Origin of the sequence: Gracilibacillus salinarum, from assembly GCF_022919575.1 — a bacterium.
GTDB lineage: Bacteria > Bacillota > Bacilli > Bacillales > Amphibacillaceae > Gracilibacillus > Gracilibacillus salinarum.
This window is the reverse complement of sequence record NZ_CP095071.1, coordinates 1,800,706-1,820,563: the sequence shown is the minus strand read 5'-3', so window position 1 is coordinate 1,820,563 and position 19,858 is coordinate 1,800,706. Positions and strand designations below refer to the sequence as shown.

General features: G+C 36.7%; 24 protein-coding genes, 1 pseudogene and 1 other annotated feature. Of the genes and pseudogenes, 23 read left to right on the top strand and 2 right to left on the bottom strand.

Features of this window, described 5'->3' with window-relative positions; all coding sequences use genetic code 11:
• Positions 1–83 precede the first annotated feature (83 nt).
• On the top strand, positions 84–1,691 hold the full coding sequence (locus tag MUN87_RS08550) for an extracellular solute-binding protein (RefSeq protein ID WP_244747300.1): 1,608 nt from the start codon (positions 84–86) through the stop codon (positions 1,689–1,691).
• Between the two features lie 560 nt (positions 1,692–2,251).
• Here the strand turns inward: MUN87_RS08550 and MUN87_RS08545 are convergent.
• Positions 2,252–2,787: pseudogene (locus MUN87_RS08545) on the bottom strand (DUF2179 domain-containing protein).
• A gap of 272 nt (positions 2,788–3,059) precedes the next feature.
• On the opposite strand from MUN87_RS08545, the gene MUN87_RS08540 reads away from it, so the two are divergent.
• Positions 3,060–3,749: a hypothetical protein gene (locus MUN87_RS08540; RefSeq protein WP_244747299.1), complete on the top strand. Its 690-nt coding sequence runs from the start codon at positions 3,060–3,062 to the stop codon at positions 3,747–3,749.
• Between the two features lie 218 nt (positions 3,750–3,967).
• Positions 3,968–4,996 (top strand): serine hydrolase domain-containing protein, encoded by a 1,029-nt coding sequence (locus MUN87_RS08535; RefSeq protein ID WP_244747297.1) that lies wholly within the window; start codon positions 3,968–3,970, stop codon positions 4,994–4,996.
• A gap of 55 nt (positions 4,997–5,051) precedes the next feature.
• On the opposite strand, the gene MUN87_RS08530 is transcribed toward MUN87_RS08535, so the two are convergent.
• The gene (locus tag MUN87_RS08530) at positions 5,052–5,501 is read right to left on the bottom strand and encodes a DUF1569 domain-containing protein (protein ID WP_244747295.1); all 450 of its coding nucleotides are present in this window, start codon (positions 5,499–5,501) and stop codon (positions 5,052–5,054) included.
• 157 nt (positions 5,502–5,658) lie between these two features.
• On the opposite strand from MUN87_RS08530, the gene MUN87_RS08525 reads away from it, so the two are divergent.
• The 20 genes from MUN87_RS08525 (at position 5,659) to MUN87_RS08430 (ending at position 19,820) form a co-directional block, all read left to right on the top strand.
• On the top strand, positions 5,659–6,099 hold the full coding sequence (locus MUN87_RS08525) for a DUF5643 domain-containing protein (RefSeq protein WP_244747294.1): 441 nt from the start codon (positions 5,659–5,661) through the stop codon (positions 6,097–6,099).
• A gap of 58 nt (positions 6,100–6,157) precedes the next feature.
• Complete coding sequence (locus MUN87_RS08520) at positions 6,158–6,721, top strand: hypothetical protein (RefSeq protein WP_244747292.1); 564 nt, start codon at positions 6,158–6,160, stop codon at positions 6,719–6,721.
• Positions 6,722–6,740: 19 nt separating this feature from the next.
• Positions 6,741–7,238, top strand: coding sequence for an LURP-one-related/scramblase family protein (locus MUN87_RS08515; RefSeq protein ID WP_244747291.1), 498 nt, complete (start codon positions 6,741–6,743; stop codon positions 7,236–7,238).
• A gap of 24 nt (positions 7,239–7,262) precedes the next feature.
• Positions 7,263–7,547, top strand: a complete 285-nt coding sequence (locus MUN87_RS08510) for a hypothetical protein (RefSeq protein WP_244747289.1) — start codon at positions 7,263–7,265, stop codon at positions 7,545–7,547.
• A gap of 46 nt (positions 7,548–7,593) precedes the next feature.
• Positions 7,594–7,872: a hypothetical protein gene (locus MUN87_RS08505; RefSeq protein WP_244747288.1), complete on the top strand. Its 279-nt coding sequence runs from the start codon at positions 7,594–7,596 to the stop codon at positions 7,870–7,872.
• Complete coding sequence (locus MUN87_RS08500) at positions 7,853–8,179, top strand: hypothetical protein (protein WP_244747287.1); 327 nt, start codon at positions 7,853–7,855, stop codon at positions 8,177–8,179. Before MUN87_RS08505 ends, MUN87_RS08500 begins: the two co-directional genes overlap by 20 nt.
• A 36-nt stretch (positions 8,180–8,215) precedes the next feature.
• Positions 8,216–8,584: a VOC family protein gene (locus MUN87_RS08495; RefSeq protein ID WP_244747286.1), complete on the top strand. Its 369-nt coding sequence runs from the start codon at positions 8,216–8,218 to the stop codon at positions 8,582–8,584.
• 138 nt (positions 8,585–8,722) lie between these two features.
• Positions 8,723–8,986, top strand: a binding site (T-box leader).
• Between the two features lie 56 nt (positions 8,987–9,042).
• Complete coding sequence (gene metG, locus MUN87_RS08490; protein WP_244747284.1) at positions 9,043–10,680, top strand: methionine--tRNA ligase; 1,638 nt, start codon at positions 9,043–9,045, stop codon at positions 10,678–10,680.
• A 532-nt stretch (positions 10,681–11,212) separates the two neighbouring features.
• Positions 11,213–11,527 carry a hypothetical protein gene (locus MUN87_RS08485; RefSeq protein ID WP_244747282.1) on the top strand — a complete coding sequence of 105 codons (315 nt, stop codon included), beginning with the start codon at positions 11,213–11,215 and terminating at the stop codon, positions 11,525–11,527.
• 37 nt (positions 11,528–11,564) lie between these two features.
• Positions 11,565–12,434: a phosphotransferase family protein gene (locus MUN87_RS08480; RefSeq protein ID WP_244747281.1), complete on the top strand. Its 870-nt coding sequence runs from the start codon at positions 11,565–11,567 to the stop codon at positions 12,432–12,434.
• Between the two features lie 13 nt (positions 12,435–12,447).
• Positions 12,448–13,050: a GNAT family N-acetyltransferase gene (locus MUN87_RS08475; RefSeq protein WP_244747279.1), complete on the top strand. Its 603-nt coding sequence runs from the start codon at positions 12,448–12,450 to the stop codon at positions 13,048–13,050.
• A 16-nt stretch (positions 13,051–13,066) separates the two neighbouring features.
• The gene (locus MUN87_RS08470; protein ID WP_244747278.1) at positions 13,067–13,333 is read left to right on the top strand and encodes a hypothetical protein; all 267 of its coding nucleotides are present in this window, start codon (positions 13,067–13,069) and stop codon (positions 13,331–13,333) included.
• Between the two features lie 553 nt (positions 13,334–13,886).
• A complete protein-coding gene (locus MUN87_RS08465; RefSeq protein WP_244747276.1) occupies positions 13,887–14,183 on the top strand; it encodes a DUF3139 domain-containing protein in 297 nt (98 codons plus the stop codon).
• Between the two features lie 150 nt (positions 14,184–14,333).
• Positions 14,334–14,735 carry a VanZ family protein gene (locus MUN87_RS08460; protein ID WP_244747274.1) on the top strand — a complete coding sequence of 134 codons (402 nt, stop codon included), beginning with the start codon at positions 14,334–14,336 and terminating at the stop codon, positions 14,733–14,735.
• A 19-nt stretch (positions 14,736–14,754) separates the two neighbouring features.
• Complete coding sequence (locus MUN87_RS08455) at positions 14,755–15,108, top strand: glyoxalase superfamily protein (RefSeq protein WP_244747273.1); 354 nt, start codon at positions 14,755–14,757, stop codon at positions 15,106–15,108.
• A gap of 264 nt (positions 15,109–15,372) precedes the next feature.
• Positions 15,373–15,912, top strand: coding sequence for a sigma-70 family RNA polymerase sigma factor (locus tag MUN87_RS08450; protein ID WP_244747272.1), 540 nt, complete (start codon positions 15,373–15,375; stop codon positions 15,910–15,912).
• Positions 15,890–17,305: a DUF4179 domain-containing protein gene (locus tag MUN87_RS08445; protein ID WP_244747271.1), complete on the top strand. Its 1,416-nt coding sequence runs from the start codon at positions 15,890–15,892 to the stop codon at positions 17,303–17,305. Before MUN87_RS08450 ends, MUN87_RS08445 begins: the two co-directional genes overlap by 23 nt.
• A gap of 679 nt (positions 17,306–17,984) precedes the next feature.
• A complete protein-coding gene (locus tag MUN87_RS08440; RefSeq protein ID WP_244747270.1) occupies positions 17,985–18,398 on the top strand; it encodes an RNA polymerase sigma factor in 414 nt (137 codons plus the stop codon).
• Positions 18,399–18,483: 85 nt separating this feature from the next.
• Positions 18,484–19,416: an anti sigma factor C-terminal domain-containing protein gene (locus tag MUN87_RS08435; RefSeq protein WP_244747269.1), complete on the top strand. Its 933-nt coding sequence runs from the start codon at positions 18,484–18,486 to the stop codon at positions 19,414–19,416.
• Between the two features lie 104 nt (positions 19,417–19,520).
• Positions 19,521–19,820 (top strand): hypothetical protein, encoded by a 300-nt coding sequence (locus MUN87_RS08430; RefSeq protein WP_244747268.1) that lies wholly within the window; start codon positions 19,521–19,523, stop codon positions 19,818–19,820.
• The last annotated feature ends 38 nt before the right edge of the window (positions 19,821–19,858 follow it).

The following is a 19,858-nucleotide window of genomic DNA, read 5'->3' as shown; positions in this document are numbered from 1 at the left end:
CAAACCGACCTAAAGAAAACACTACGTATTTGAAAGCGCTTCATTTTATAATGATATTGTTCAAATACAAAGGAGGTCTATTTATGAAAGAAAAGAAGTTTTTTAACAGGTCGTTATTTTTGCTTTTTGTTGGTTTCTTAGTGATTATTGTGATGGGATGCCAATCATCTGAGAGTACTAACCCGGAATCTGGTGAAAATGACCCTGAAACAGATTCGTCTGAACCAACAGATATTTCTATTTCTATGAGAACGTTGGCCTTTACCCATGTAGAAAATCATCCGAATATTAATGAGGATGAGTATGTGAATAAGTTAGAAGAAATGACGAATGTGGATTTAGATATCACACTGGTACCTCATAATGAGTTTGAACAGAAAATGGATTTAATGTTTGCATCAGGCGATATCCCGGATGTTGTTTCTACCTCAGGTGCATATGGCGGAGGTTCGACCTTGAGAGATGCGGTGAGAGCAGGTGTTTTCCTTCCGCTTGGGGATTTACTTAAAGAACATGCACCAAATTTAATGGAACAGGTTCCCGAATCGGTTTGGGAATCGGTAACATTTGAAGATGGGAAAATTTATGCAATCCCTGAATTCTTAGGGAACCCGTCAAGAAGAGCGACCATTGTCCGTGCAGATTTACTGGAAGAAGCAGGCATTCCAGTTCCAAAAACACCTGAAGAAGCATGGACAGTAGAAGAAACACTGGATGTACTTCGAAAGTTTAAAGAAATGGGTGTGAAAGAGCCATATATTGGACGTGCTGAATTTAAATATGCGGACACATTCTTTGGCTCTTATGATGTGTTTCCGTATGAATCGCAATTAGAAGTTGTAGATGGGAAGATACAACCCAAGTTCTTTGACGTGGAAAACATGACGAAAGCCCTTACTACTTATAAAACGATGTACGAGGAAGGTCTTATTCACAGTGAATTTTTAACACATGAATATAATGACTACAAAAATGCTGGTCTATCTGGTAACGGTGGCATGTGGACGATGAACGCTAATGAATTACTTCAATGGGAAGCACAAATTAAAGAAAGTGTACCTGAAGCAGATATAGAAATTATTCCATCTCCTCGAGGTCCGGATGGCAGCGGTGGACACTATCTGTATGGCGATGTTCAACGATCATTTATGATTAATAAGGATGCAGAAGATAAGGTAGTCGAAATTATTAAATTCTTAGATTGGATGTTAACGGAAGAAGCAGAAACATACTTCTCTTATGGTATAGAAGGTGAAGACTATACATTGGATGGAGACCAGGTAAATTATAATCAGCCATCAACAAATGAAGAAATAAACATTGAAAGATATCGTACTGGTTGGTTATGGATGGTGAAAGATACCACATATTATGCTAATCTGCTTGAGCTTTCAGAAGAAGGTAAAGATTTAATGAACACCTATGATACCATCTTGGCAGAGGAAGGCCGTGACGGTATAAGGTTCAACACTGCAATAGAGGCTTTAGATAGCACACCACAACTTCAGGCTTCGTCTGATAAACCTGCACCATTTTTATTAGAAAAAATGGCGAAAATTGTTACAGGCGAAGAATCGGTGGATACTTGGGCACAGGTAATCGAGGATTGGAAGCAACGTGGTGGTGATAAGTATTTAGAAGAGATACAAGAACGTTATGACAGCGGGGAATTCTTAGAATCTAGGAGATAAGCTAATTTTAAAAAAGGTGAAGACGCTTGAGGTGTCTTTACCTTTTTTGTATTTTGGGTGTTTTCTAAGGATTGTATGGATTTATAAAAATTTCTTATTCATATGCTTTATAGTCACTATAGTACATAATTGTTACATCAGCTACTTTATTTGTCTGATTTTCATTACAAATTGGTAGTAATTGTTCGTTCTTGATTCTCATAAGCGGCTTCTTCTGTGAAATTGTAAGAACCGGTCAAAAGTGTGTTGTGATAATAACAGCCATTTTTAGGTGCATTCTCTGATCTGAATTTATTTTAATCTATATTCCTTTCAGCATTTGTCCAATGGGTGATGATTTGGACAGTTACTTCTCATACTTTCGCATTGATCACAGCAGGGGGAGATATCTAAAACTTACTAAGCGTGATAACATTTTTTAATGAGATGTCGTGATTCCGATAATTCTTGTCTTTTTACATTACATATTCTTTCTCGCATTTTGAAATCAGATTATTAAATCTACTGTCGGTCAGAGGCGTGTCAGGTTTGTTGTTTTATGTGGAACAGAAGATCGATTACTATACTTTTGAATTTCTTTTCTTTGTTTTTTTCATTACTTTTAATAGATATCCTCCCTTAAACTTTCGTGGCTCATAAGAAATGATAAAGGCATTCGGCTCATATATATCTATTAGGTTTGTTACAAATTTTTCTGCATTTCTTTTCGTTAAAATCTGGAGTTGATAACGGATACTATCTTTTCCCATCCCATCAAATACGGTTACGCCGAACCCATTGTTCCGAAGCGCGGAAATAAGTTCCTGATTCCTATTCGGTAAGTTAACAGTAAGGGTTGTATAGCCTAAAGCCAACTTATTTTCAATGTAATTCCCTAAAAAGATTCCTGCTGAAAAACCAAGGGCATAAACAAGCATCTCTGGAATACTTTGCTCACCACTTAGAACAATGATAATCCGAATATATTAATTAACGCTTCTATAAACCCAAAAACAGCAGCTAATACGCTCATGTTTTTAACAACAAAAATAATACGAAGCGATAATGTAGGCACATAGATTATTTGTAATAAGAAAATTAAAAGGATGCTGGACATAAGTAAATCCTTTCTGAAAAAATAATTCGAATTTATATTTTCCGAAAATGAGAAATTAATGCGTAGCAGTCCGTATTGGTACCTATCAAGATGATTTCTTTATTGCAGGAAATCAAAAACAAATAAATGAATTATTTAATAAATTTGAGGAGTATTAAAGAAATTATTCATAAATAAGGAATTACAATTTCACAATAGGCCAATAAAGTCAGCTGATTTGTTTACTTTGATGTGACTCGGGAAAACATCTTATAAAGATAAGGAGGGAAAAAATGGTTTTCAAATACAAAAAGGTTGCTTTTCTGATGATTCTGTTTGCAGGCCTTGTCCTGGCCGCCTGTCAGGAGCAGGAGCAACAGACGGAAGACAACCCTGGAACAGATGAGACTGCTTCTTCTGAGGACGATAAGGCAACGAATTCTGATGCTGCTGCAGAAGCAGAAGAACAAACGGATTCTAATAATGCTAGCCAACAAGCAGATACGAGTAATGAACCAAATACAGCCAATAATGATCAGCAAGACGATGGAATGGAACCGGTAGAAGAAGCTGATTACCCCTCTGAACAGGAAGCACTGGATGTATTAGACACTTATCAGGAAGTTGAGCAAACCAATACAGATCTGGGCCATGGGATGAAAGGATTTACGGAAGGTGCAGCCGGTCATCAATACGTCTCCTGGAATGAAGGGAATTGGTACATCCGAGTGGACTTCCCGTCAGATCCGGCGAATGCAATCGAAAATTATGAAAACGGTGAAGCATTGGCCAAGGAAGTAGTTAATTATTTGGAGGAACATTATCTACCGGCACCAGATCGTCGCGGAACAATTGTGATCAATGGATTTAGTCAGCATCCAGAGACTACTATAAAATGGCAAGAGGGAAGCACGGTTTATACGATTAATGAGGAGACGGTGGAACCATTGGATGCTTTGGAGTTAGCGGTGAATAATGGGTGAGACAGTTTACTAGGAAAGAGTCAATCAACTGACCTTCCGTCGTTATCTACAACATCAGCAGCCCTTCATTCTTAACACCTAACAGACCAGCTGGTAAAGCTAATAAATAGGAAAAGATCATTGATTTTCGATGGTCTTTTTTTGTCGCTTATATGGAATATTATGCTAAAGTGAATGTATAGTGAAAGAATCTATGAAATAGAAAGGTAGCGATTATAATGCATGTACCTATTACCAATCGTATAAACGCAATTCATGAAAAAGTAAAATTTTCTGGAAGCATGCTTGTTAAGAGAAATAATGAAATAGTAACCGAATTAAGTTATGGATATTCTAATCGGTCTGAGCAAATCGAAAATACTAGAAATACAAGATATGGTATTGCATCGGGATGCAAACTTTTTACAGCCATAGCAATCTGTCAGCTTGTGGAAGTTGGAAAGCTCTCTTATGAAACAAAATTGGAAGACTGTCTTAATGAATATTTCCCGAATTTTGATAAAGAAATAACTGTTCATCATCTGTTAACACATACGGCAGGAATTCCTGATTATTTTGATGAAGAAGTAATGGACGATTTTGAGGAGTTGTGGGTGAAGCACCCCATGTATCTTATGAGAAATGTAATAGATTTCTTACCACTTTTCCAAAACCAGCCTATGAAATTAAAAGTAGGAGAAAGCTTTCATTATAATAATGCAGGCTATATTTTACTTGGCTTAATTTTGGAGCAAGTTAGCCAGGTTACATTCTCTGAATATGTGGAAGAAAATATTTTTAAGAAAGCGGGAATGAGTTGCTCAGGTTATTTCGAATTCGATTCTCTTCCATTACATACAGCACTAGGGTATATCGACCTTCCAGATGGTAAGTGGAAAACAAATATTTACTCATTACCTGTAAAAGGTGGATCAGATGGTGGAGCATATGTCACCGTAAACGATATGGTAAGCTTATGGGAGGCTCTCTTCGACAACAGACTACTTAACGAAAAACATACTAAAAAGCTACTAACACCATATGTACGAACCGATGATGAAAATGGCTATTATGGTTATGGTGTATGGATTGAAAAGAAGGAAGAGGAAATTATTAAATTTCATATTATGGGATACGACCCAGGAGTTAGTTTTCATTCAGCATTTTATCCTACCACATGTATCAAAACAGTAATATGTTCTAACAAATCTCATGGAGCATATCAAATTATGAAAGAAATAGAAGAAGGGATCTCAGACATATTATAATAATAGAATTCTTACGATCCCTCCATGAAAAGCAGTCCGTGCATTTCTTCAGTGCCTAAACACCAAACTGCTTCAAATGATGGTCAAGATGCTTAAAGATTCCTTTCCCCCACTGTTCAGGAGTTAGTTTCCCGAAAAATGGATGAGGATGACTTGTGCATTTTTCTGGACCATTTTGTTGGAATGTCAGTATTTTCTGTTTAAGTCTTTCCCTTTCTCTTTCAAAATGCTTGTCATCTGCAATTAATAGGCTTGGAATGGTAGACATATTTACTGGCAACGGCTTGTCGTTAAAAAAGATCGGTTTTGCCATTCTTCCTACTACTATACCCAACAAACCTCTTGGAGGAGAAGTATTTCCTATAGCGATATCTTGGAAGGCAGAGCAGTGAGCTAACATTTGGGCGACATTCATTTTCCCCCATTTTGGTCGGGAATGTTCACTTAATCGATCTATCCGTTTTATGATCGTCTCTGTATGAGATCGATCAAAAATAGTATACATGAGCATGCTCCTTTGTTCTTATTACTATAATAGTTCGACGTTAATGAGGATTATCCTTTTTGAATCATTCCCCTCCAAAAATGGTTATTTATGTTAACATATAAATGAGTTTGCGACGTATATTTGCAAAGGGCATAAAAAAGTTGGAGTTGATGGAATGGGAGTATGGATTCGGCGCCTTATCATAATCGTTTGTATAATTGTACTTATACCCAATATTGTTTCTTTTTTTTCAGGGATGACGAATGGGCTGCCAGAGAATATTGAAAATAAAGTGAATAACGGAGATGCGGTTCTTATCGATTTAGATAAAAAGGTAAACTTGGAAGGTGATGATATTTTATTCAAGCATCTTGTATTAGCACCAGAGGAAACCTCCTTAATTTTAGAAGTGCATAAGGAAGAAAATGGCTGGTCATTTCCGGAATCTGCACTTGAATTAAAAGATGATAAAGGTAATAGTTATCCAGTAACAAGCAGCTCATCTTCAGGTGAAACATGGGGGCAGTATACGGTTGTTCACTATGAACCTCTAGCAGCAAATGTAGAGACAATAGAAATAAAGTTCGAATGGTTTGATCGAATGTTTCAAACTTAATTTTCAATAGACCAGGGGGGAGCACAATGAATCGAACAGTAATACAAGCGATAATAGAATGGACCATTGCCTGTCTGTTAATCTTTTTTGTGATTATAGAATCCCTTATATTACATATTACGAGCTTTCCCCAGAAGCGGCCTTTGAAAAATCGGAACGGACTATTTACTATGGTCCATCACAAGTATTAGAAAAAGTAGATTTAGAGGATGTCCAGATTTTTCTGTCTACCTATAAAAACTGGTTTTCAGCTACTTTAATTAATAAACATGCCGGCATTTTCTGGGGACCAGGAAGCGGTGCTGGTGGGGAAGAGATAAAAGAGGATCAAGATATTAACTATTCCTGGGGTGGTACCTTGATTAATGAAGATTACAGGTTGATGCAATATTATGGTATTGTGACCAACCCGGAAATAAGCAGAGTAGAACTGGATGTGTCAATAGCGGATAGTAGAGGAAAAGGCGTACCTGGAGAAGATATTGAAACGTTAACGTATCAATTAAAAGATCATCGCATGTTCTTATTTCATTGGAACGACATGGAAGATGACTATAAAGCAAGAACATTACGAGGATTGAATAATGATGGGGAAGTTATTTATGAGGATAACTTCATGTAAATCACTAGGAGGGAATAGGATGAAACAGCTTTTTATAAAACAAAAAGTGTTCAGTTTAAGCGAAAAATTCACAGTGAAAGATGAGCAGGAGAATGATGTATATGATGTGGAGGGAAGCTTCATGAAAGTGCCAAAGACTTTCTCCATACTGAATACAGCGAGAGATCAAATCGCATGCATTACGAAAAAGCCGTTCAGCTTTTTGCCAAAATTTTTGGTGGAGGTAAACGGTCAGGAGGTATTAACGATCAAAAAGGAATTTTCCTCCTTAAAAGCGCGATATACAATTGATGCAGCAGGGATTGAAGTACATGGTAATTGGTGGGATATGGATTTTCAAGTGCTGCAGCATGGGGAAACGGTAGCTGAAGTTGGCAAAGAGTGGTTCTCGTGGGGAGACAGCTACAAGGTTCAAGTAATAAAGGAAGAAATGGAGAGCGTTATTATTGCCCTCGTTGTTGCGATTGATTGTGTGAAAGCTGACCAGGCAGCAACATCCTCGGCGACGACGGTTTAAAGATGAAAAAGGGGGGGGTACCAATTGAATAATCTATACAATGACTTAGTTAAGATACTTATAACTTTAATATTAGTATTCGGTATCCATAAGATAGGTGAAATGGATTTACCTTTGCTATCAGATATCCCATTCATCGGTATTTATATTCAATATCTTTTTAATATTTTAATGGATATTTTATTTTTGATAGTTGTTATTCTATTTATAAAAGTAGCTTATCAGTCTATTGAGGAATTATGGTTTCAAAAGAATATAGATGCCGACAGAATGGAAGCTGAGCAAGAAGATGAGGGGTTGATCAAATAAAGAGGAACGTAATATCAAACTGTAATGAGAGTAAGGAGAAGTTGAAATGAGCGTAAAGCGAAAAAGCGTCAGTCTGGTACTGGTGGGAATTGGTGTAGCTATTATCTTTTTTTCGATGAATTGGTTTTATCCCTACTCGCCTTTCAGTATCAACAAAAGTTATGCTTATAAACCTGACGAAATCTTATTCAATGGGAAGAGCTATGAAGAAGTTTTAAGTGAATTTAAAGCAACCTATGAAAAAGATTCAGCTAATAATGATGTAAATCTGACAATAGACAGTACCGAGTATGTCCTGCCTATATTTGAACGAATGGTTAATTAGTAAGGACGCTGTGTCCTTTGATGCAGGGGATTTAGAGGGGATGCTTTCTGAGGTAAAGCAAGTAAGGGGAGCATTACTAGACCTTGTTGTTCAAGGAGATTATGAAGGAGAGCAAAGAGGATACTTAGTGAACGTAATTAGAAATCTATTATCATTAGAAGACAGTATCGTTGAAATGGAACATCAAAACTATTTGTCCAGAAGCGAGCTTGACAAGAGATTTGATCAGCTTCATCGTGCATTTATACATAATTTTGATTGGTTTGTTACTTTTTATGAGCGGACGACTGGTGATGGTTTTGAGTGAAAGAAGCTTGGCAAAATTTTAAAATGGTGGTGTATCATGAAGCTAAGACTGGAGCTATTCGTAAAAAATATAGAAGAAACCGTTCATTTCTATCAAAGGGTTCTTGGTTTTACAGCACCTTCTGGTATAAATGAAAAGTATACTCCAATTACAAACGGAAATGTCGTAATCGGACTTGCGAAGTTGGAGAAGCTTGAACAGTCACATCCATTAAAAACAGAAGGTAACCAGCCAAATGGTAAAGGTGTTGAAATTGTCCTGGAAGTTAAGGATCTGGAAGGAACATATGAAAGAGTGTTATCAACAGATTATAAGATAGAAACTCCATTAAAAGAAAGGCCGTGGGGATTATCTGATTTTAGGCTGATTGATCCAGATGGGTATTATATTAGGGTTTCCTCGTAAAAATAATACGGAAGAATTTTATCACAGCGTAATATCCCAACTGATTGAAGTCTCACTTTATAAAATAAAAATGTACAATAATAAAATCAGATGTTGTTTTATCCAAAAGAAAATGTAATAATAAGGTAATATTAAATGGAAAAGGCATGGAAGAGAAGAGTAAATTAATGTTCATCCTTATACAGAGAGCTTCGGCAGCTGAAAAGAAGCAAGGATTCGTTAATTGAACATGGTCTCTGAGCTGCATAGCTGAACTTTTTTGAAGTTAGGTTATGACGAGATTTGGCACTCGTTATAAATGTCAGGGTATAAGAGCATGTAATGTTCCGTACTTATCGAGGCTGATCATGTGAGTGATTAGTAAATAAAAGGTGGTAACACGAGTATAACCTCGTCCTTTGACAAGCGTTTTTGTCTTAGGGCGAGGTTTTTTTTGTAGATTAAAAGGAGGTAGTGATATGAACGTATTCATTGGAGGGGCTTGGCCCTATGCAAATGGTTCCATGCATTTAGGGCATATTGCCAGTTTATTATCAGGAGATATTTTAGCACGATATTACAGAGCAAAGGGGGATAATGTCCTTTATGTCTCAGGAAGCGACTGTAATGGAACTCCTATTACAATCAGAGCAAAGCAGGAAGGTGTGACTCCAAGGGAAATTGCTGATAAATACCATGAGGAATTTAGTGAATGCTTTGAGAAGCTTGGTTTCACCTATGATTGTTATACGCGTACCGACTCTGCACATCATCATAAAACTGTTCAGGAAATCTTTTTGAAATTAGTAGAAAACGAAAAAATTTATCAGAAAGCGGTGGAACAGGCATATTGTACAACGTGTGACCAGTTTTTACCTGATCGATTTGTGGAGGGGCTTTGTCCGAATTGTGTAAAGGATGCAAGAGGGGATCAGTGTGATCATTGCTCCAAAATCTTAGAACCATTAGACCTTCGTGATAAGAAATGTAAACTATGCGGCGATGTTCCAACTACAAGAAATACTGAACACTTCTACTTTAAATTAAGTACATTTCAAGAACCGTTACAACAGTATGCTGATAACGCTAGGAGTAATGGTTTGTGGCGTGACAATGCAAACCAATTAACGGCAAGATATTTGAAAGAAGGATTGCATGACCGTGCTGTATCACGTGATTTGCCAATCGGCGTTTCGGTACCAGTACATGGTTATGAAGATAAAAAATTTTATGTGTGGATTGAAGCTGTATCAGGCTATTATTCAGTCAGTAGAAAATGGGCGAAAGAACATAAAAGAGATGATTCCGTTTTCTGGAGTAAAGATACAATCTCATATTATATACACGGGAAGGATAATATTCCATTTCATTCGATTATTTGGCCATCGATTTTGTTAGGGGTAAAGCTTGAAGCTTTGCCTACTCATATTGTTTCCAATGAGTATCTAACAGTTGAAAAGAAGAAGCTGTCTACAAGCAAAAATTGGGCAGTATGGGTACCGGATCTGCTTGAGAAATATCATCCAGATTCCATACGCTATTTCTTAACAATAAACGCTCCTGAGAATAGAGATTCCGATTTTTCGTGGAGAGAGTTTGTCTACAGTCATAACAGCGAACTATTAGGTGCATATGGTAACTTCATCAATAGAACGTTAAAATTTATTGAAAAATCTTTTGATGGAAGAATTCCATACGCTAAAGTGGATGCGTCTATCAAGGACGAAATTAAGAATTTGTATACTGAGATAGGTAAGCTGATCGAAGAAACGCACTTCAAACAAGCATTGGATATTTTATTTGAATATATCCGGCATGCCAATAAGTATTTTGATCATCAACAGCCATGGGTTCAGGTGAAAGATTCTCCTGAAGAATGTAATAATACATTAGCCACTTGTGTATATATCATTGCAAATATGGCTCAGTTATTAAGTCCATTTCTTCCATTTTCAAGTAGTGAAATAAAAGAGAGCTTAAACATATCGGAATTTCAATGGAAACCAATTGAAAGATATGATTCCAAATTAAAACATGTGAAACCACTATTCGAAAGGGTTGATGTAGCAACAATTGAGGTAGAGGTTGAAAAATTAAAAGCCCAGTCTTTTTTATAGTGTAGGAAAATTTTAGCAATGAAGAAGTTCGACGTTGTGAAAAAGTATGTACCAAGTATAAGAAACTTACTAACAGACGAGGCGAATGCGGAGTTTTCTAATAAACGGCTTGGGGATAGTGTTATTTTGGTAAATCTTGAGCTAACTTTTCGTAAAAGAGTTAGCTCTTTCTATCTGATTTGGAAAAAAGAGAGATGAATTTCTATATTTCAAACTATCTATTGGAATATTATGTTAAAATAAACATATGTACATCTTAGATTGAACCAGCGTTAAAAACAAAAAGAGTGCAAGGAGGTGTTTAATATGAAAAATGTAATCATAGCTCTTATCACTTTATTTGTTCTTTTGTTCATCCCCCCTTATTTTGGCATAAATACGTCATCCATCATACCTAATGTAATAGAATGGGCTACAAAATTTATTCTTCCGTGGATCATGCTGTATTTTTTAATCAAATACGTAAATCGTTTAGAAAAAAATTAATGATACGTCATGCGTGGGATTTCTGGATTTGAGGAGGTGTAATTTTATGCCATTAGAACAGGAAGTAATCGGCTTGTTAATTGCTGGTTTTTCAATTGTGATGGGAATCGCTCTTATCGTTACATTGTTCCTTTGGATAAAAAATAAGCATAATAGCTTCGGATACATATGGACATTGTTACACTTCTTTTCATTGATTATTTCCGTATATTTTGCACTGCAGGCTATTGGTTTTGACTACAATCATCCCATGGCATCCGAAGAGATTTCCTTTCGAATCGGTATAGCCGGCGTTGCCTGGGCTGTTAGTATGTTTTGTTTGATTATTGCATTGATTGGTTTTTCGAGAAATAGAAAATAACCAGCTTTGCTATTTTTTACAGGGAGGGGGAAGTGCGGTGTTAAATCGAGCCATTGATCAATTTGGATTACGAGTGCGAACAATGAATGAAGTTGAGGACTCTCATAGTTCAAGTTCAACCGTATATAAATGTAATTTGTATACTGGTGAAAATGTTTATTTGAAAATTCCTTTTACAACTTTAAAGTTTCAACGCGAGCTAGAAGCCTATAAAATCTTAAAAGGAAGCGTTTCAACCCCTGATATGCTAGATTATTGGACAGGTGATGAGGAGTGTACGGGTGTTTTTTTATTATCTGAATTAAAGGGAGAGCCATTAACTTCTAAATCTACACCATCAATAGCGTACCAGATTGGAGTTCTTCATGCTGAAATGCATGCTATTCAACCTCCTCCCGAGCAAAAATTAACGGGTATTAAAAATGAATTTTGGCAATGGTCCAGTTTCATCGAACAGCAATTCTTGAATTTTGCTGAAGATGTAAGGGGCGTTATAGATGAACAATTATATAAGAGAGCCATTGATAAATTTGAAGTGATGAAACAACAACTACCTTCACCGGATGGACCAAGTTTCATCCACATGGATTTTCGACCAGCCAATATAATTGTTGATCATGACAATGTTTCAGGAGTAATAGATTTTGAGAGCGTAAGATTTGGTTCAACAGAAATTGATTTTACTAAACTGTATCGCGATTATTTAAGTTATGATGATCGCTTATATCACGCATACCAAGAAGGCTACACCAGTGTTAGACCATTGATTAATCTTGAAAATGTCCTTCCTTTTTATCGATTTACCGATGCCTTCAATAGCATCGGCTGGTGTAAACGTAGAGGAATTGAAAAAAATGCTTTGTTTTTGGCAGAAAATATGGAGAGGTTAAAAAAATACTTACAATAGTTCAGGTGATTAAATGATCAACTATTTAGGAACCCCAATCATAGAAACAAATCGTTTAATACTTAGAAGATTAGCACTTACAGATGTGCAAAGTGTGTTTGACCACTGGCTTTCAGACGAACGGGTAGCCGACAATCGGATCAACGCAGCACATAAAAAAGTATCGGAGACCATGGAGAGAATGGAAAAGATAGTCGGCCAATACGGAAATAAAGATTTTTGTTACTGGGGAATTATGTTGAAAGACAGCCGTGAACTTATCGGCGAAATCGATCTCTATCAGTTTGATAATGCCACTGAAAACTGTGAGGTAAGCTATTCAATAGGACCCAAGTGGTGGAATCAGGGATATGGAACGGAAGCACTCAAAGCTGTGGTGGAATTTGGTTTTTGCCATATGAATATCCACAAAATATCTGCAGCACATAATATAGACAACCCTGCTTCTGGAAAAATGATGAGCAATGCTGGTATGGAGAGAGAAGGAGTAATCAGACATATGATCCGCAATGCCAAGAGCCAGTATAAGGACTGTGCAATCTGTGGCATTCTCCAGGAAGACTATCTTAAAAAGAATAACAATGCCCAGAGCAGCATTCTTCATTTGAATGGATAGATTGTAAAAACTAGGAGTGAATAAACTGAAACTATTAAAATCCAAAATCTTCTGGCTGTCTGTATTCTTGATTGGTAGTCTTATCTTTTTTATTAATTATGGATCACCTTGGAGTTTATATAAATATAACAAAGCGTTCGAGAATTATTTAGAGGATACCCACCAGCAAGATTTTGAAATCGATAGTATGTCATATGATCTCATGCATGGTACTTATTCCGCAGAAGCATTCGAAGTGAATCATCCAGCCATGTTATTTTATCACGGCGCTAACCGTCCGTAATCCCCCCATATTAAGGTTCAAGAGATAAAACAAGAAGCTAAGTGGGGGGAACGGACGATAACTTCCTGATAAGTTTCGCTAGCAATCAGTGGGACAAATCCCCCACTGATTGAAGTCTCACTTTATGTAGGGCAAGATATTCAAAACAAAGAGATTACGGATGGATACGAGTTTGAAACGTTTAACTTAAAAGCAACAGAAGATATAACAAAAATCGTACAGAAATACTTACCTGAAAATACGAAAGTCAATGTGGAAGTAATCTCAGCTGAAAGCAAAGAATTAGAAGTGAATATTTGGGCAGACGAGAATGTGGACACCAGCCTGGAAGAATCAATAAGAAAAGAAATTGAGAGTAGTGAATATACGGCTGATCAGCTTTTTTTTGACTAGTAATTTTAGTAGAAGTGGCCATAAAACTGCTGAAAGTGGCCATAAAATGAATAAAAGTGGCCATAAAACATCGAAAAGTGGCCATAAAATGTGGCCTTATGTTACTTATGTATGCAGCTTACTTAAAGACAATAGATAACAATAATCAGTGAGGGATACAATGAATGTTCGTAAAGTAAAAAAGAGGTATTTTGTTTTTAGTATTCTTTTATTCCTGATACTAATCTGGTTTTCCTATGATATATACATAAAACACAGTATGGAGAGCGATGTGATTGACTATTTAGAAAGTAATGGTTATCAGGATGAGGAAATTGAGAAAATAAGTGTATCAAGATCTAAGCCTGGAATAACAGCAAGCGTCATATTTGAAGATGAAAAGGATAAAATTTATTTATATAATTATGAAGACGGAGAGATCGTACAAAGTGGGTATGGTGTATTAAATAATGATTGAGAATTTCGCTAGGCAAGATGATAAAGTGGCCATAAAAGTTATAACATCTCACTTCATTGGAAAGATCATGAGAAGTTTATCGCTGATTGGAGCAGAAAATGAAAAAGGCAATCAAGTTTATCTTTAGCATTAGTTTTATATTATATTTATTTGTATTTTTTAAACAGGGGGAGTGGTGACTGGTATAGCGATCTTTCGTTGTTAGAAAAGTTAAGGTTCAATTCCAATTTCGTTCCATTCAAAACAATGAGTACATATATTCGAGCTATGTTTGATGGGAGTATGAATGCTAATATTCCAATAGAAAACCTGTTTGGCAATTTACTTCTATTTTTACCTATGGGCATTTATGTACCATTTTTCATAGAAAAACTAAATAAATGGCGAGTATTCACTGTTTTAATGAGTATCATTTTACTCATTATTGAAACAGTACAATTAGTTACATTAAGAGGCAGTTTTGATATTGATGATTTTATCCTGAACATGATCGGTGCCTTAATTGGTTTTGGCGTTTGGAGGACGAAAATAGTGCAACGGATACTTCGATGAAAAAGGAGTGCAATATCATATGGTTATACCAATCTTTCGTATTTTTGATATGGAGAAAGTTCACTCGTTCTATATCAATTATTTAGGCTTTAAAAAGGACTGGGAACATCAGTATTCGGAAAATATGCCAGTGTATATTCAGGTTTCCTTAAACGATGCAGTTATACATTTATCTGAACATTATGGTGATGCTTCTCCTGGAGGTGCTATTCGGATTAAAATAAAGGATTTAAAAAGTTTTCATTCTTTATTAGTAGAAAAGCAATACCCGTACTCTAATCCTGCTATAGAAAAAACACCCTGGGGTACTAGTGAATTAACAGTTATCGATCCTTTCTCAAACAGAATTATATTTTATGAGGAATTGGAGTAGTTTTAGAACGGACTTAGAAGTTTCTTGTGATAGGTATTTTTGCAAAAGTGGCCATTAAATGAATAAAAGTGGCCATAAAACGTCAAAAAGTGGCCATTAAAGTAGCCGAAGTGGCCATAAAACATCGAAAAGTGGCCATAAAAAAGTTGATTATATGTTGAACTGACAATACATAACCAAGCTAGAAGAAAAAATTCTTCTAGCTCATTTTTTTGAAACTTTTGCACCCCCTGGTTGCTCTAACAGATGAAAGGAGGGAACAACTTGAAAGATTTATCTATAATAAAAAAAGCAATAAGCGGGAATGAAGAAGCATTTGAAACACTCGTCAAAAAAGAGAGTGAAAAGCTCTACAAAACTGCATTTCTTTATGTCCGAAACAAAGAGGATGCATTGGATGTACTTCAGGAAACAATATACAAGGCTTTTATATCCATTGATCAAGTTAAGCAGCCGCAGTTTTTTTATACCTGGCTGACAAAGATTCTGATCCGAACGGCTTATGATGTCATAAACAAACGAAAGAAAGTCGTTTTTGATGAGGAACTTATCCGTAATATTTCTGACGATAGTTATGTGGACGCAGAAGAGAAGATGGATATGTTAAACGCCATTTCCGCTTTAAGTAAACATTATCAAACTGTCATTATCTTATTTTACTATCATGGTTTTACGATTGATGAGATTGCGGAAACGATGGGGAAACCCGCGAACACTATTAAAACCTATTTACGTCGGGCAAAAATGGAATTGAAAAAAAGTATTGGGGGGATGAATTACCATGGGCAAAGAGCGTTTACATAAAGAAATCGATGAGATAGAAGTTCCCAAGAGCGAAATATTTCAGGCAATAGAGCGAGGCATGGAGAAAGGCCGTAAAGAAAAAGTACCGAAAAGAAGATCCAAGGTCAAGCTTGTAAGTGCAGCAGCATCGATTGCGGCAATCGCATTCTTGGCAGCAGGTTTCGTTTTTGCACCTATTTCATATGCCCTGTCTTCTATTCCTCTGTTAGGCTCTGTTTATGACAAGGTTGGCATGCAAATCGGTGAGGAGTTACTGGAAAGTGATTTAGTAACGCAGCTTGATCAGAAAGCGACGAGTAAGGGAGTAGATATCACGATAACAAGTGCTTATTATGATGGCAATGTCATTGGTATTACCTTTAATGCGAAAGGTGACAAACTTTCATTGGATCGTGTTGGAGGGGAAGGTCCAGAAGCAGGCTATCGCTTTCATCTTTTTGACGGAAAAGATCAAAATCAGTTGTCTGCTACCATGTCAAGCTTAAAAGAAACAGAAGATGGATACATTGCTTCGATTGAATTTTATAATGATCATGGTTATGTACTCGAAAAAGATACGTTGCCATTAACTTTTACGAATATGGCAAGTGTTAATGGCCGTTGGAAGTTTGATGTGCCGGTTGAGAAAATTCCATCAGAAACGATTTATTCGGAAGCTACGACTGAGCTTGAAGGTTCAGGATACTCACTTCAAATGGAGTCTGTTGTGAAAGGCAAGGCGACGACGATATTAAATTACCAGACGACAATGCCTTTGGATGGGGAAATGGATTATATAAACATTAAAGTGGTGGATAGTGAAGGAAATCGCTTATCACCGTTTAACCCAAATGTTGTATCAACAGAGACAAGTGAATCTTTTATTCTAGAAGATAACCAAGACTTAATTGATAGCAAGATCAGTGACGATGCCAAGTATCTAATCATTCAACCGGAAATAGAAAAATCAGAAGAAGATACTGTGTATTCTATGAACCAATCGCCTCCTTTTACCATAGAAAGCAGCAGGTTTGACTATTCGATAAAGGTAAATAGCATACAGCAAGAGGGGGAACAGTTAATATTGGATTATCACATACAGAATGTAGAAACTGGTTCGCTTCGAGCAGATATTATTCAAGGCTTTGCCAACTTTATCATGATGATTAAATCTGACAATGTTCAAAGGGATGAAACGGGAGAATTGGATATGATGAACATGCTGGAATACAGGATTCGAAGTGATCAAGCAACGTTACAAGAAGGTGACAGTCTGCATTTTCAATCCATTTTTGAATGGAAAGATCAAGATACGTTTGATTATAGAGATTATTCCATTTTAGTACCATTTGGAACATTAAGTGCAAATGAAGAGCCGATTAAAATGGATGCTATTAAAGTGGAATTAAAATAATGTATGGAGTAGGTGTTGGATGTTTGATTCCAATGCCTATTCTATTTATTTTGTATGGAATATCTGTCATATGATGACTTCTTCTCATATTTAGATTAATAAATTTAACTCAGGTTCAGCGTGAGTAATAATTTGATCGTATTATTATGCTCAACCGGACAACATTAATTGTGGGAAAAGAGTGAATGTCCGATAGAATCCCCCAATCGGCCAAAAGGGAAGAATAGGAGCGTCGAGTTGTGCGATAGAAGTGCCCAATCGGCCAAAAGGGAAGAATAGGAGCGTCGAGTTGTGCAATAGAAGTGCCCAATCGGCCAAAAGGGAAGAATAGGAGCGTCGAGTTGTGCGATAGAAGTGCCCAATTGGCCAAAAGGAAAGAATAGGAGCGTCGAGTTGTCCGGTAGAAGCCCCCAATCGGCCAAAAAAGAAGAGAAGGAGCGTCGAGTTGTCCGATAGAAGCCCCCAATCGGCCAAAAGGGAAGAGTAGGAGTATCGAGTTGTCCGATAGATGACCTTCCCAGCAGTCATCATCCGTCACACCTACGTCATCCCCCCATATAACTCATTAGAAGCGGACGTATTTTTTAAAACTTCTTAAATTTATTTCTGTTTTCCTGTAAACTATTCAAAAGAAACCGACTCTATATAATAGGCGATATTCTATCCGAGGGGAGATGTTATGGATTCACAGCTTTTGTTGCAAATATATAATAAACAGGCAAAAATGATCTATTACTATTTGAAAAAGAACGGATGCAGTCATGAAGATGCGGAGGATATTGTGCAGGAGAGTTATATGAAATATATAGCGTACAGCAGCGGCGTTGCTTCAGATAAAGCACTATCCTATATTTTTTCCATTGCAATGAATGAGTTCAAAAGAATGTTAAAGAAAAAAGGAAAAGAACAGGTGATGTCGATCAATGATGATCGCTTTTGGAATAATTTTGCAAATGACGATGATATTGAATCGAGCGTATTACATATCGAATTGAGTGCTGAAATCTTTCTAACCTTAAAGGAGATACAGGAAATCTATCAACAGCTTTTGCTATTAAAATATGAACTGGAGCTAAGTTATAAAGAAATTTGATTACTATTAGGGATGAAGGAAGAGACAATCAGGACATACTTATTTCGGGCAAGAAAAGCATTCAAAGAGAAGTGGGGGAATCTTCATGAGCGATGATATTTTTGATGAAAAGAAGGTAAAAAGAGCGATAAGAAAAGGGAAAAGGAAGACAATCATTACGATTGTTGCCGTGTCTATCCTGGTGTTTGTTGTGCTGAGTATAGGCAATTTTGCTATTTCAGCCTATTTTAGTCAAAAGGCATATAAAGAGCGGGATGCATATATCAGACTCACTACACCTAATGGCTATATCAGTGAAACTGTTGATTCTACAGGCATTCTTGGAGGATCAAGCAATTATAAGGTTTCCAAGGATATGAAAAGAAAAGCAGTTGTGATGGAACAGGATCAGTATTCCTTTGGGCTGATTCCATCTGTTTTGCTTTCAAGAGGTGCAGGTGGAAGCATCGGAGTAACTGGTGAAGAATGGCAGTTTACCTATAAAGATAATGGCTGGAGAAATATGATGTTTTTCCACCCCGATGTCACGTACGAAAAATATAATAACGATGAAGGGCTTATTGAAAGTATGTCAGGGGATAATATCTATGAAGTTGCTCTTTCTTTTGATAAACCATACAAGCAACGTGACTTACCTGTTGAGCAGCTTCCGGAAATGACATGGTTTTGGATCAACACATACACCGACAGTCAATTAGAAACATATAGAAAAGAAGCAGATGAGTACGATTGGTCTGCGGCATTTATAAGAGAAAATGATGCTCTAGGTTTTTCGATTAATTCCACTTATTATGCCAATACTGATTTGGAATATGATTACAATAACTTTCTTCAATTACTGCAAACCAGTTATGCAAGCGAACACCATCAAGCATATAGCCATTTGAAGGACCAGGATATAGAAGATGCCGAAATCTTAGGTGTAGTTGTGTATGGAACGAAGGAGCAAATCTTAGACATGATCAACGAGCCTTTTGTTCAGGCAGCTTCCTTAGGAGGCGTCGTGGACAACTATTAATGTTTCAAATCCACCTATTTATGGGTATTATATGATAAACTTAGGAATATATAGGAGTTAAGTATGTAAACGAAATTATCTTAATGGAAAGGAGCGATTCCAGCGTGGAAGTTATCCAAGCAATTGCGCCTCTCGTCATCGTCGCAGTGATTGTGTTATTTGTCCTCCATAGACTTCGGCATAAATATGACCAAGGTAAATTGGGGAAGAAAAAAACTAAACGTGCTCAGGTGGTATTAGACACTATGATACCGATGGGAATGCTGGCTGGTTGTGCAATTGGTGTGCTGGCAGGGATTTATTTGCCGTATTCACTGCTGCTTACTATCAGTTTAGGATCGGGAATCGGCTATTTATTTGGTTATATTGGTTATGAAATATATAGTCAGCAGGAAAGTATATAAGTTTTTTGAAAACGCATACCCGAACTGGTGAAGCAGTG

What these genes read in the sequence shown, in the direction of transcription:
- metG (WP_244747284.1), top strand. Translation starts at nt 9,043, where the DNA reads ATGAACGTATTCATTGGAGGGGCTTGGCCCTATGCAAATGGTTCCATG.
- MUN87_RS08505 (WP_244747288.1), top strand. Translation starts at nt 7,594, where the DNA reads ATGAGCGTAAAGCGAAAAAGCGTCAGTCTGGTACTGGTGGGAATTGGT.
- MUN87_RS08455 (WP_244747273.1), top strand. Translation starts at nt 14,755, where the DNA reads ATGGTTATACCAATCTTTCGTATTTTTGATATGGAGAAAGTTCACTCG.
- MUN87_RS08475 (WP_244747279.1), top strand. Translation starts at nt 12,448, where the DNA reads ATGATCAACTATTTAGGAACCCCAATCATAGAAACAAATCGTTTAATA.
- MUN87_RS08535 (WP_244747297.1), top strand. Translation starts at nt 3,968, where the DNA reads ATGCATGTACCTATTACCAATCGTATAAACGCAATTCATGAAAAAGTA.
- MUN87_RS08520 (WP_244747292.1), top strand. Translation starts at nt 6,158, where the DNA reads ATGGACCATTGCCTGTCTGTTAATCTTTTTTGTGATTATAGAATCCCT.
- MUN87_RS08440 (WP_244747270.1), top strand. Translation starts at nt 17,985, where the DNA reads ATGGATTCACAGCTTTTGTTGCAAATATATAATAAACAGGCAAAAATG.
- MUN87_RS08445 (WP_244747271.1), top strand. Translation starts at nt 15,890, where the DNA reads ATGGGCAAAGAGCGTTTACATAAAGAAATCGATGAGATAGAAGTTCCC.
- MUN87_RS08495 (WP_244747286.1), top strand. Translation starts at nt 8,216, where the DNA reads ATGAAGCTAAGACTGGAGCTATTCGTAAAAAATATAGAAGAAACCGTT.
- MUN87_RS08485 (WP_244747282.1), top strand. Translation starts at nt 11,213, where the DNA reads ATGCCATTAGAACAGGAAGTAATCGGCTTGTTAATTGCTGGTTTTTCA.
- MUN87_RS08465 (WP_244747276.1), top strand. Translation starts at nt 13,887, where the DNA reads ATGAATGTTCGTAAAGTAAAAAAGAGGTATTTTGTTTTTAGTATTCTT.
- MUN87_RS08540 (WP_244747299.1), top strand. Translation starts at nt 3,060, where the DNA reads ATGGTTTTCAAATACAAAAAGGTTGCTTTTCTGATGATTCTGTTTGCA.
- MUN87_RS08435 (WP_244747269.1), top strand. Translation starts at nt 18,484, where the DNA reads ATGAGCGATGATATTTTTGATGAAAAGAAGGTAAAAAGAGCGATAAGA.
- MUN87_RS08550 (WP_244747300.1), top strand. Translation starts at nt 84, where the DNA reads ATGAAAGAAAAGAAGTTTTTTAACAGGTCGTTATTTTTGCTTTTTGTT.
- MUN87_RS08525 (WP_244747294.1), top strand. Translation starts at nt 5,659, where the DNA reads ATGGGAGTATGGATTCGGCGCCTTATCATAATCGTTTGTATAATTGTA.
- MUN87_RS08530 (WP_244747295.1), bottom strand. Translation starts at nt 5,501, where the DNA reads ATGTATACTATTTTTGATCGATCTCATACAGAGACGATCATAAAACGG.
- MUN87_RS08515 (WP_244747291.1), top strand. Translation starts at nt 6,741, where the DNA reads ATGAAACAGCTTTTTATAAAACAAAAAGTGTTCAGTTTAAGCGAAAAA.